The sequence below is a fragment of the Prevotella sp. P3-122 genome (assembly GCF_002251365.1).
Lineage (GTDB): Bacteria > Bacteroidota > Bacteroidia > Bacteroidales > Bacteroidaceae > Prevotella.
In genome coordinates this window covers 43,080-55,860 of sequence record NZ_NPJH01000006.1, presented here as the reverse complement: position 1 = coordinate 55,860, position 12,781 = coordinate 43,080, and the positions used below count along the sequence as shown (strand labels likewise).

Here is a 12,781-nt window from a genome sequence, read left to right as displayed (position 1 = left end):
CATACGTTTACATCTGCATCGGGACAAGGGCTCCCGAGGCACCAGAGTGATAAACGTTTGTTTTCTTTGATTTGATGATAATTGTTGTCATTGTCGTGATTCTTAGGAACCGGCTGCAAATATAAGTACTTTCCTTCACATGGCAAAACTATTTGCCCGATTTTTTTCGAAGATAGACCAAATATCATTTTTTTGTTTTGTAATTCCGCTCATTTGCACTATCTTTAGATAAGATAGGCTGCACTCGGAAACAAAAAGAAAAACCTTTTTCTTTGTTGTTTCGCTCATTTGCACTATCTTTGCAGCTGATTACACTCAAAACATTATATTATGGACAGCTTGAAAAAAGAATTCGCCTCACGCCTTTTGAATGTAAAGGCCATAAAACTTCAGCCCAACGACCCGTTCACATGGGCAAGCGGCTGGAAGTCTCCTTTCTATTGTGATAACCGCAAGACCTTGTCGTTCCCTGAGCTTCGCAACTTTGTGAAGCTGGAGCTGGTACATGCCGTACTCGAGCATTTCGCCGACGCTGAGGGAGTGGCAGGAGTTGCCACAGGTGCCATAGCGCAGGGAGCCCTCGTAGCCGACGCATTGCACTTGCCATTCTCGTATGTGCGCTCAAAGCCAAAGGACCATGGACTCGCTAACCTCATCGAGGGCGAGGTGAAACCTGGCATGAAGGTTGTTGTCGTTGAGGACCTCATATCAACAGGCGGCAGCTCGCTAAAGGCTGTGGAGGCCCTGCGCCAGGCTGGCTGCGAGGTGGTGGGCATGGTTGCATCATATACCTATGGCTTCCCTGTTGCCGAGCAGGCTTTCGCTGAGGCTGGTGTTAAGCTCGTCACCCTCACCGACTACGAGCATGTGGTGGCCCAGGCTCTTGAGACAGGATATATCGCCGAAACTGATGTCGAGGTGCTTAACGAGTGGCGCAAGGATCCCGCAAACTGGAAAAAATAAACCGTGTATGGCAACATTTGAAAGTACCGTTAGACAAATCCCCTATTCCCAACAGTCGGTATACGGCATGTTGTGCGACCTTAATAATATTAATAAGGTGAAAGACCGCATCCCTGCCGACAAGCTCAACGACCTGTCGTTTGATGCCGACAGCCTGTCGCTGTCAACGCCTATGGGAGCGGTAAGACTGCGTATCGTTGACCGCGAGGAGCCGAAGTGCATCAAGTTCGCAACCGAGGAGAGCCCGCTGGCATTCAACTTTTGGATACAGATATTGCCAGTGACCGAGAGCTCCAGCAAGATGAAGCTAACAATTAAGGCCGAGTTGAACCCCTTCATCAAGGGAATGGTATCGAAGCCCCTGCAGGAGGGTCTTGAGAAGATTGCCGACGCACTGCAGATGATCAGGTACGAATAGGGACTGCACACTAACCACTATAACGACATGGCACAGAAACTCTGGGAAAAGAATTTTGAGATAAACAAGGAAATAGAACGCTTCACTGTTGGCCGCGACCGCGAGATGGACCTCTATCTCGCCAAATACGACGTCATAGGCTCTATGGCTCACATCACCATGCTGGAGTCGATAGGACTTCTCCAGGCTGACGAGCTGAAGCTGCTGCTCGCCGAGCTGCGCTCTATCTACGCCCTGTGCGAGAGCGGCGATTTCGTAATCGAGGACGGTGTGGAGGATGTCCACTCACAAGTGGAGCTTATGCTCACACGCAAGCTTGGAGACATTGGCAAGAAAATACACTCCGGACGGTCGCGTAATGACCAGGTGCTCGTAGACCTGAAACTTTTCACACGCAGGCGTCTGCGCGACATCGTCGTTGCCGTGAAGCAGCTCTTCGACGAGCTGATTGGCAAGAGCGAGCAGTACAAGGATATTCTCATGCCGGGATACACGCATCTGCAGATAGCCATGCCGTCATCGTTCGGACTGTGGTTCGGAGCACACGCCGAGAGCCTCGCCGACGACATGCTCTTCCTGCAGGCCGCCTATCGCATGACCAACCGCAACCCTCTCGGCTCGGCTGCCGGATATGGCAGCTCGTTCCCCCTTGACCGTTCCATGACAACCCGACTTCTGGGCTTCGACTCTATGGACTACAACGTGGTATATGCGCAGATGGGACGAGGAAAGACCGAGCGCAATGTGGCTTTCGCCTTGGCATCGGTGGCAGGAACGGTTGCGAAAATGGCCTTCGACGCATGCCTATTCAACAGCCAGAACTTCTCGTTTGTGAAGCTGCCAAAGGAGTGTACGACCGGCTCAAGCATCATGCCGCACAAGAAAAATCCGGATGTCTTCGAGCTGATAAGGGCAAAATGCAATAAGCTACAGGCGCTACCGCAGCAGGTGACGCTGATAATGAACAACCTGCCCACAGGCTATTTCCGTGACCTGCAGATTATCAAGGAGGTGTTCCTGCCCGCTTTCGACGAGCTGGCAGACTGTCTGCAGATGGCTGCATACATCATAAACCAGATGGAGGTCAACGAGCATATCCTCGACAATCCCATGTACGACCCGATGTTCTCTGTCGAGGAAGTAAACAAGCTTGCTGCCGCCGGCATGCCCTTCCGCGACGCTTACAAGACAGTGGGACTGGAAATTGAGGCCGGGACGTTCAAAGCCGACCGCAATATCCACCACACTCACGAAGGCTCCATCGGCAACTTGTGCAACGACAGGATAACGGCCCTGATGGAAGGCATTCTTGAGGAGTTCCATTTCCAGAGGGTTGACGAGGCAGAGGCTGCCCTGCTGTCATTGCCTTAGGTGAAAGGACAAGAAGATGTGGATATGAGAAGACTGAAAGTATACCATTGGACTATTCTTATTGTGCCGGCTATAATTATGGCCGGCATATTGTCGTGTGGCGACTCAGAGTTTGAGTACGATAGCTCTCCATGTTATCTGGTGTTCGATAACAGCGTACACCAAGACCCAACCCTGGCAAGTGCGCTCACTCTCTACTCGGGCACATTCGTCTCTATCACCACCTCGCAGAAATCGGGGGCACGCTATTTCGTATTCGAGAACAATCAGGGCAACCGTAGCGAGTCTATATTCAATGCCGTAGACGAGCGAAGGAGCCTCGTGCTTGGCAAGAACGGTGGACTGATTGTAGGCTACGGCAATTCCGTAGACGCTATATTGTACGCATACGACCGTGAGTGCCCCAACTGTTTCAGCCCAAATGCCCTTCCACTGAAAAGCTATCCCATCAGCATAAACACTGTTGGTGTGGGCACCTGCGGGAAATGCGGCAGGAAGTACGACCTCAATGGAGGGGGATTTATAATCGAGGGTGACAAGGGCAACAAGCTGACCAGATACCGCTGCTCCACAACAGGACCATATGGTATCCTCAACGTGAACTGATTATGGTCTGCTTTTCAGCCGCTATGACGCCAATTGTTAGTTAAATAGTGTAAATACATTTGGCTATCACGATAATTAGCCTTAACTTTGCAGTCAATATTCTTCTATGCGGAAATAGCTCAGTTGGTAGAGCACGACCTTGCCAAGGTCGGGGTCGCGGGTCCGAGTCCCGTTTTCCGCTCCTCTTAATAGTTAGCCCACCTGCCGCAATGGTGGAATTGGTAGACACGAGGGACTTAAAATCCCTTGGCCAGAAATGGCCGTGCGGGTTCGAGTCCCGCTCGCGGCACATTCTAAAACCTTTATTATATTATGCGCAAGAATGTAATTTTTATTCTGTCAGCATGTACATTGTTTGTACTATCATCATGTTCTAAATTAGGACCTCTGTCTGCTGACAATTTCACTGTTACCCCTGTACCTCTTGAGACACAGGGTGGAGAAATCCCTGCATCGGTAAGCGCCAGCTTCCCTGCCAAGTACATGAAGACCAAGGCTGTCATCACCGTAACACCTGAGTTGCGTTATGCCGATGGAAAGGTGGCACGTGGTGAAGGTGCAACCTTCCAGGGTGAGAAAGTTATGGGCAATGACCGCACCGTTTCCTACAAGGTGGGCGGACGCTACAGCATGAAGACCAACTTCAAGTATGCTCCCGGCATGGAGAAGAGCGACATGTACCTCTCCTTCGATGCAAAGTTGGGCAATAAGAAGGTTGACATGCCAGCCGTGAAGGTTGCCTATGGCGTCGTAGCTACTTCTGAGCTGTATCGCCAGACCCTGCTCAATGGCGGAGCATGCATAGCACCAGACTCTTTCCAGCGTGTAAGGGAGAAGAAGCAGGAAGCCAACATCATGTTCCTCGTCAACCAGGCCAACCTTCGTAAGAGCGAGCTTAAGAACAACTCTGTACAGGAGTTCGTCAACATGCTCAAGGAGATTAACGCCGACCGCGAGGGTCTGAATGTACGCAACATAGAAGTATTGGCTTACGCCTCACCAGAGGGTGGCTTCGACTTCAACGACAAACTGGCCAGCAAGCGTCAGGACAACAGCGAGCAGTATGTAAAGAAGCAGCTCAAGGAGACCAAAGTGGAGGCTCCTGTTAGCGCAAGATACACCGCACAGGACTGGGAAGGTTTCCAGAAGCTCGTGCAGGTAAGCAACATCCAGGACAAGGACGTAATTCTCCGAGTGCTCTCAATGTATAAGGACCCAGAGGAGCGCGAGCGTCAGATCCGTAACATGAGCGCCGTATTCCGTGAGCTTGCCGACGGCATCCTCCCAGAGCTTCGCCGCTCACGCCTCATCATCAACTACGAGACCATTGGCAGAAGCGATGAGCAGATTATGGAGCAGTACAAGACCGACGCCACCAAGCTCTCTGCCGATGAGCTGCTCTACGCTGCAAGCCTGCAGCAGGACGCTACCGACATGGAGGCTATCTACAAGAAGGCTGCCGAGCTTTACGACAAGGACTATCGCGCCTATAACAACCTGGCTGCCATCGCATTTAGCAATGGTGATAATGCCAAGGCTAACCAGTATCTGCAGAAGGCTTTCAACTGCAACACCAAGGCTCCGGAGTCTAACGGCATCCTCGCACTCATGGCTCTCCGCGACGGAGATATCGTGAAAGCTGAAAGCTCACTCAGTAAGGCTGTTGATGCCAACGGCTTCAACGACGTGCTGGGCAACATCAACATCGCCAAGGGCAACTACGCACAGGCTGAGCAGAACCTTGAGAACTCTATCTCAAACAGCGCAGCTCTGGCACAGATCCTCAACAAGAACTATGCCAAGGCTGTGGCCACACTCCACGCCATCAAGAACCGTGATGCCATGACCGAATACCTCACTGCCATCGTCAATGCCCGTCAGGGTAACGTGTCGACAGCTTCTGAGGCTCTCAAGCTCGCCATCAGCAAAGACCCGTCACTGGCCGCATATGCTGCCAACGACCTGGAACTGGTCAAGGTCAGCAAGTAAGCATGGCCGTATGATACGGAATTTTCTATATTCTATACTGCTCACCCTGGTTGTGTGTTCCTGTGGTGTCGACGGAAAGCATTTCAAGCTTGAAGGACGACTCCTGCACCTCAACCAGGGTGAGTTCTATGTGTATAGCACCGACGGCCTGCTCAACGGTATCGACACAGTGAAGATTGTCGGAGGAAGGTTCGCATATGAGATACCATGCACAGAGCAGGGCACGCTGGTCATCGTATTCCCCAACTTCTATGAGCAGCCCGTATTCGCAGCACCAGGCAAGAGCGTCAAGGTAACGGGAGACGCATCGCTGCTCAGGGAACTGGAAACAGAAGGTACTCGGGACAACGAACTGATGACGGCATTCCGCAAGCAAGTGTCTGGACTCTCACCACAGCAGACCATAGCAGCGGCGGCAGCGTTCGCACAGAAAAACGCCGACTCCGAGGCTGCGCTGTGGATAGTTAGGAAATACTTCGTCGCCACACCGTCGCCCGACTACGCACAGGCACGCAAGCTGCTTGCCACCCTGCATGACAGGCAACCACGCAACGGAAATGTGGCACGCCTTGCACAGCAGGTAAACGCACTCGCTGCTACGGTCAGCGGGGCTAAACTGCCGAAATTCTCTTGTACTGACACATCGGGCAATACCGTCAGCTCATCAGAAATCACCAAAGCAGCCGTAGGAGTCATCTACCTGTGGGCATCATGGAACTACGAGAGCACGGAGATGCAGCGCAGGCTCAAGCAGATGAAGGACAAAGCGGGCAACAAGCTCTGCGTAATAGGCTTCTCCGTAGATGCGGCACAGGCGTCTTGCAACTCATTCCTCGAACGCGACTCCGTGAAATGGAGTAACGTCTGCGATGGACTGATGTTCGAGAGCAAGACCGTCAGGACACTGGGACTGTACAGCATACCATCGAACATACTGCTGAAAAACGGGAAAATCATAGAACGCAACGTCTCCTCGCAAGAACTCATGCGCAAACTCGAGGAGTTGCTGTAATACAGAGCTAAACACCGTAGCTCCTGCAACTCCCCCCATAACAAACCAAACCTTATTCACCATTGCCACTATGCTCGTAAAGACATACAGCGCAGCCGTAAACGGACTGGATGTGAACACCGTCACCATAGAGGTAAGCATCGTCCCAGGCATCATGTACCATTTCACTGGATTGGGCGACGAGGCCGTCAAGGAAGGACGCAACCGCATAGCAGCAGCCATGCAGACCAATGGCTACGCTTTCCCAAGAAGAGACATCACCGTCAACATGGCGCCAGCCAACCTACGCAAGGAAGGCAGCAGCTTCGACCTGCCGCTGGCAATTGCGCTACTGGCTGCCGATGAGAAAATCGCCAGCGATAACCTCTCCTCATACATGATGGTCGGAGAACTTGGCCTCGACGGAAGACTGCAGCCTGTCAAAGGAGCACTACCCATAGCAATCAGAGCCAGGGCAGAGCATTTCAAGGGGCTGATAGTACCAAAAGCCAACGTTAGGGAGGCTGCTGTAGTCAACAACCTTGAGGTGTACGGCATGGAGACAATGACCGAGGTCATCGACTTCATCACCGGGCAGAGGGAGTTCTCGCCAATGGTTGTTGACACACGGAAGGAATTCTATGAAAGACAATACAAATTCGACCTCGACTTCTCTGATGTCCGTGGACAGGAGAACGTCAAGCGCGCCCTCGAGGTGGCAGCGGCAGGAGGGCACAACCTCATCATGATCGGGCCCCCTGGAAGCGGCAAGTCGATGATGGCAAAACGGTTGCCGTCCATACTACCCCCACTGTCATTGGCCGAGAGCTTGGAGACCACGCAGATACACAGCATAGCAGGCAAGCTGTCACAAGACTCGTCACTCATCTCATGCCGCCCGTTCCGCAGTCCCCACCATACTATCTCTGAAGTAGCTCTCGTAGGTGGAGGTACCAATCCCATGCCAGGAGAAATCAGCCTCGCACACAACGGAATTTTGTTCGCCGACGAGTTACCAGAGTTCAACAAGCACACTCTTGAGGTACTGCGCCAGCCCCTTGAGGATAGGAACATCACCATAAGTCGTGCCAAATACAGCATCTGCTACCCCTGCAACTTTCAGTTCATAGCCTCCATGAACCCCTGTCCGTGCGGTTACTATGGCGACCCCACTCATCATTGCGTATGCACGCCAGGCCAGATACAGAAGTATATGAACAAGATTAGCGGCCCACTGCTCGACCGCATCGACATTCAATGTGAGATAACGCCAGTACCCTTCAAGGATATTTCAAAGGCAGCACCAGGAGAACCCAGTGCAGCCATACGCGAGCGTGTCATAGCAGCAAGGAAAATCCAGCAGGAGCGTTTCAAGGAATACAAGGGCATACACTGCAACGCACAGATGACCGAACGCATGATTCATCAATATGCCGAGCCAGACACCCAGTCGCTCGACATGCTCCGTATGGCCATGGAACGCATGTCACTGTCGGCACGCGCCTACAGCCGCATACTGAAAGTGGCTCGTACCATCGCCGACCTTGACGGCAGCGACAATGTACAGCTCCCACACATAGCAGAGGCTGTAGGGTACAGGCAGCTTGACAGAGCTGACTGGGCAGAAAGAGGAAAATAACATTACATAAAGACTACATGTGCAAAACTTAAAAATAACAACAGGCTGTTGCAGGTCCCGTAACTTGCCGTTGTTCTGATGGAAGCCGTTAACATATTGTCCGTCAAGCTGGCCGACTCCGTTCCCGAAACCCTCTGGGTGTCAGGCGTTATACGGGGTCGCATGTTTTTTGTACGAAAAAGGCAGCCATATAGTTTTTATGATTAATCTTGCACTTCGAAATATTTAAAACCAGTCAACCATGATCAAAGTTATTCAGTCAATAAGCCGTCTGCTCACATCCCACTCTTCGGCTTTCGTCATAGCCGCCGCCATAGCGGCCTGGTGTTTCCCCATGCTCTTCACCTGGGTACGGGGTGATGTGTCGAGCCTCATCCTCGGATTCATCATGCTCACCATGGGCCTCACGCTCACCCATGCCGACTTCAGAATTCTGTTTAGCCGGCCACTCGACGTATTGGTTGGTGCATGTGCGCAATACAGCCTCATGCCCTTGCTGGCCTTCGCCCTCTCGCGGCTCTTCTCGCTCGACCCCTATCTCTCCATCGGCATCATTCTGGTAGGCTGCTGTCCTGGCGGTGTGTCGAGCAACATCATGTCTTATCTCTGTCGTGGCGATGTGGCCTTTTCTGTCGGCATGACCACAGCCTCCACCCTCCTTGCCCCGCTTATGACGCCTCTGCTCGTATGGTGGCTGGCCGATGCCCGCATCGAGGTCGACGCCTTAGGTATGTTTCGCGGCATACTTCTCATCACCATCCTTCCTGTAGCCGCCGGTTTCCTGCTCAACTACTTATGGGGGAGCAAGGGACGCTTTTGTGAAATACGCCAGGCCATGCCCGGCCTTAGTGTAGTGGGGCTGGCGCTGATAGTGGGAAGCGTTGTCACGCAGGTGCGACCACAGTTGGAAGCCAACGGCGCTGGGCTGCTACTGCTGATGCTCTCCGTCGTCTTTGTACACAACTCGCTGGGCTATCTTGCTGGCTATCAGGTGGGCCGCATTTGTGGTTTTGAGACACCCAAGCGGCGCACACTCTCCATCGAGGTAGGCATGCAAAACGCCGGCATGGCCACCGTGTTGGCATCTACCTACTTTGCAGGGCCCGAACAGCTTGCCGTGGCACCACAGGCCGTACTGTGTGTCGTGCCTTGCGCCATAAGCTGCGCCTACCACTCCATTTCGGGCACGCTGCTGGCTGGCCTGTTTGTGCGTTACGACCATTACAGGGACGGCAAAACAGCAGCTCGTTAATCTCAACCGTCACAACAACTGACGGCTCGGTGGAATAATTGCGGGGATGACTATTGGCTGATGATATTGTCACCGCTACCACCCTCATAAAATGGCACAGACGTATAATCCCCTTACCGCACAATGCGCCTTGAGGCAATACACAGCATCTGTCGGGTGGAGTGAAAGATGGCACATCAGATGAGTGGTGACATCTTCAATGCATGAGCCTCCACAGAGGTAAATGCTCATGAATGATAGGAAGATTTCACTATTTTGGTAGCCATGATACTTGCTTATAGTGCCAAAGTTATATCTATCGTATAAGAAAGCATAGGGATAAATTGTTCCATAATTGAAAATATGCTTCCAAAAGGAGTGAGTTTCTCGGTTTTTATTGCTATCTTTGTCATGTCAGATCAGGGTTTAGCTTGTCTTTAAACGCAACACAAAGTTAAGTAGAAATTCTGATATGGTAAAATCCTGAGCCGCTCGGCTTTGCCGCTTGCCATAAGCAAGAACTTTTTGTTGCCCAGGTACTTAAAAAGTTGAATTTATAATAGTGTTGCGGAATTTAGGATATACAAAAACAATGAATATAGCCTCGTTTTATCGCAAAGCCTTTCTGTTTTTTTCACTCGCCATGTGTTTCGGCAGTGCACTTTCGTTTGCAGGTTCAATCGAAAAGATGACAATTCCCGAACTGCTAAGCGAATTCGACAAAACAGACAGCAAAGAACAGCGCGTGTTGGCAAACCGCCTCTTCGACATACTCAACGAAGAAAACTTTTTCGATGAGCCTTTCACGATACCCGCCAAATGGCATGCCGATTCTGTCCGGGCTGAAGTGTGGTTGACTGCCACTATTTATTATTTCGAAAAACAACAGTTCCGCAAAGCGGTGAAATATGGCAATCGTGCGCTTCCGCTAATCATTAAAGGCAACAACACCCTCAAGATAACCGACTGCCTCAGTTATCTATCGGCATCCTATGCCCGAATATCCGACTATGTCAATGCAATTAAGCTCGGCAAGCGATTGCTTGAAATCGACCGTGCCTCGGGCGACAAAAGCGCCATTAGCAGCGATTTGAGCAACTTGGCTTTCATGTACACTCAATCGAAAAGGCCCGAAGATGCCCGAAAATACATTATCGAAGCAATCGACAAAAGCACCGCCGCCGGCGATTCGCTGAGAATGGCTATACAGATGGGCATCGCTTCTGAGATATTCCAGACTATTGGCAATAACGAGAAAGCACTTGAATACGCCACCAAAGCCTACGAAATTGACTTGCGTGCAGGACGCGAAAGCAAAGCGGCAATCCGGCTGTGCCAGATGGCTGCCGTGCAACTGGCTATGGGAAAGACGTCGAACGCTCGTGCCAACCTTCTCAAAGCCCTGCCTATTCTGCAAAAGACAGGCAACATTCAGTCATACAGCATCGCTTGCAACCAGCTTGGCTCAATTGCTTTGGCTGACAACAATCATGCTTTGGCTGCCGAGTATTTCAATAAAGCCCTCGATTTCTTTAGCCAAAGCGGCGACATGTTCAACGAATCGAAGAGTCGCATGGGTCTGTATGAAGCGCTCAAGCAATCCAATCCGCGTGAAGCATTAACCCAGCTTGAAAGAGCTGGTGTGCTCAAGGATTCGTTGTATCGCCGCGAGATTCAAAAAGCCACAAGCGAATATGCTGCGAAATATGAGAACGAGAAACTGAACGAGCAGCAACAGGCACTTCAGCGCACGCTGCAATATGAAAAGCGCCAGAACCGCACTGTAATCGTTAGCGCCGTGATAATTCTTTTGCTTGCCGCGTGTGCCATTGCCATGCTCGTTCGCCTCAACAAAGTGCGCCGTCAGCGCAACGAAATATTGCGCCGCGAAGAAAATAATCGCACAGCGTTTTTCACCAATATTACGCACGAATTCCGCACTCCACTCACCGTGATTCGCGGAGCCACAAGCCATGCGCTAAAACACATCGTGGACACCGATGTAATAACCGACGACCTGCACACTATTGCACGGCACGAAAACCGATTGCTGAACCTGATAAACCAACTGCTTGACATTGCAAAATTGTCGAACGGAGGAACGCAGAAATTGCCATGGCGCCATGGCGATGTAACCGGCTACATCACCATGCTGTGCGAAAGCTGTCGTCTGTATGGCGCCGACCGAAATGTCACGGTCGACTACTCGTCACAACCTAATTCCATTCAAATGGATTTTGTGCCCGAATACATTGAACGGATTGTACAAAACTTGCTGTCGAACGCCCTGAAGTTCTCTCACCCTGATGGCGTTGTGAGCATACACACCTCGGTGAACGACAACAATTTGAGGCTCACCGTGCACGACAACGGCGTGGGCATCCCTGCCGATGAAATCGACCATATCTTCAAGCCATACCACCAAATTGCCGGCGGAAACACTCAAGATGGCTCAGGACTTGGGCTTCCGTTAGCTGCGCTTTCAGCAAAAGCCATGAATGGAACCATCACTGTGGAATCGGAGCCAAATGCCGGCACTACATTCACCGTAATTCTTCCTATCCATTCCGCCGAATCAGCGAAGGAAGCCTTCGACATTAAATCATATCATCCCGCATTGCCCGATTACGGCAATTATAGCTCGCCTGTCGACGCCGCCAACGCCGACGACGACAGCGAATCATACGTCACACGCGTGCTGATTGTTGAGGACACTCCCGATGTGGCAAAATACATTGCCGGTCAAATGAATCCTGCATTCAGCTATTACTTCGCATCTAATGGCGTAGAAGGTTTTGCTAAGGCTGAACAACTGGTTCCCGACATCATCATAGCCGACGTCATGATGCCTGAGATGGACGGCTTTGATATGACTAAGAAGATTCGCTCGTCGCAGTTGCTCGACCATATTCCCGTGATTATGGTTACGGCACGCGCCACTCACGACGACCGCATAAAAGGACTTGAAGCTGGTGCCGATGCTTATTTGGAGAAACCGTTCCACGCCGATGAGCTCAACATCCGCTCCGAAAAACTCATGGAACAACGCCGCCTGCTCCAGCAGAAATTTGCTGCCACCTTGGAGAACCTTCCTGCTAACGACAGCATTGAAACTGCTGAAACAGAGGGCGAACTCGTAATTATTGAAGACTCTCTCACCGAGCGCGAGAAGCTCGACAAAGCTTTCGTTGACAAGTTTGTCGCCACCGTTCATAATGCAATGACTCTTGGCAAACTCGACTACGACGCAATAGCTGCCGAAATGTGCATCGGACGTGCGCAGCTCAACCGTAAACTCAAGGCTATCACCGGAATAACCACTAAAGAGTATATATTGAAGTTGCGTCTGCTAAAAGCGAAAAACCTTCTGATGACAACCGACCTCACTGTTGCCGAGATTACCTATCAATGCGGCATGGAGGACCCGGGATATTTCAGCACCGTATTCCGTAAAACAGTGGGTGTGACGCCAAAGGCATATCGCTCCGATTCCCGTAAAACCAATAATAACTGAAAACCATTATGCGAAATCTAAAATCCATTCTATGCCTGCTCGCAATCGTCGGCTGATCG

General features: G+C 51.3%; 9 protein-coding genes, 2 tRNA genes and 1 pseudogene. 11 read left to right on the top strand and 1 reads right to left on the bottom strand.

What is annotated here, in order from left to right; genetic code table 11:
- Positions 1-330 precede the first annotated feature (330 nt).
- From pyrE to CIL02_RS01000, 10 genes are all read left to right on the top strand, one after another.
- Positions 331-963 carry an orotate phosphoribosyltransferase gene (gene pyrE, locus CIL02_RS01045; protein WP_094398633.1) on the top strand — a complete coding sequence of 211 codons (633 nt, stop codon included), beginning with the start codon at positions 331-333 and terminating at the stop codon, positions 961-963.
- Between the two features lie 7 nt (positions 964-970).
- Complete coding sequence (locus tag CIL02_RS01040) at positions 971-1,381, top strand: polyketide cyclase (protein ID WP_094398632.1); 411 nt, start codon at positions 971-973, stop codon at positions 1,379-1,381.
- A gap of 27 nt (positions 1,382-1,408) precedes the next feature.
- Complete coding sequence (gene argH / locus CIL02_RS01035) at positions 1,409-2,752, top strand: argininosuccinate lyase (RefSeq protein WP_094398631.1); 1,344 nt, start codon at positions 1,409-1,411, stop codon at positions 2,750-2,752.
- A gap of 24 nt (positions 2,753-2,776) precedes the next feature.
- Complete coding sequence (locus CIL02_RS01030) at positions 2,777-3,358, top strand: hypothetical protein (protein WP_240513482.1); 582 nt, start codon at positions 2,777-2,779, stop codon at positions 3,356-3,358.
- A 108-nt stretch (positions 3,359-3,466) separates the two neighbouring features.
- A tRNA-Gly gene (locus CIL02_RS01025) sits at positions 3,467-3,539 on the top strand.
- Between the two features lie 22 nt (positions 3,540-3,561).
- A tRNA-Leu gene (locus CIL02_RS01020) sits at positions 3,562-3,647 on the top strand.
- Between the two features lie 23 nt (positions 3,648-3,670).
- The gene (locus CIL02_RS01015; RefSeq protein WP_094398630.1) at positions 3,671-5,347 is read left to right on the top strand and encodes a lipopolysaccharide assembly protein LapB; all 1,677 of its coding nucleotides are present in this window, start codon (positions 3,671-3,673) and stop codon (positions 5,345-5,347) included.
- Positions 5,348-5,357: 10 nt separating this feature from the next.
- Entirely contained in the window at positions 5,358-6,359 is a 1,002-nt protein-coding gene (locus CIL02_RS01010; RefSeq protein ID WP_094398629.1) for a DUF4369 domain-containing protein, read from the top strand.
- 70 nt (positions 6,360-6,429) lie between these two features.
- Entirely contained in the window at positions 6,430-7,977 is a 1,548-nt protein-coding gene (locus tag CIL02_RS01005; protein WP_094398628.1) for a YifB family Mg chelatase-like AAA ATPase, read from the top strand.
- A gap of 241 nt (positions 7,978-8,218) precedes the next feature.
- Entirely contained in the window at positions 8,219-9,229 is a 1,011-nt protein-coding gene (locus CIL02_RS01000; RefSeq protein WP_170934973.1) for a bile acid:sodium symporter family protein, read from the top strand.
- Positions 9,230-9,379: 150 nt separating this feature from the next.
- On the opposite strand, the pseudogene CIL02_RS00995 reads toward CIL02_RS01000, so the two are convergent.
- A pseudogene (locus CIL02_RS00995) lies at positions 9,380-9,621 on the bottom strand (IS1380 family transposase); the annotation flags it as partial.
- 275 nt (positions 9,622-9,896) lie between these two features.
- Here CIL02_RS00995 and CIL02_RS00990 point away from each other — a divergent pair.
- Complete coding sequence (locus CIL02_RS00990) at positions 9,897-12,722, top strand: ATP-binding protein (protein ID WP_170934972.1); 2,826 nt, start codon at positions 9,897-9,899, stop codon at positions 12,720-12,722.
- Positions 12,723-12,781 lie beyond the last annotated feature (59 nt).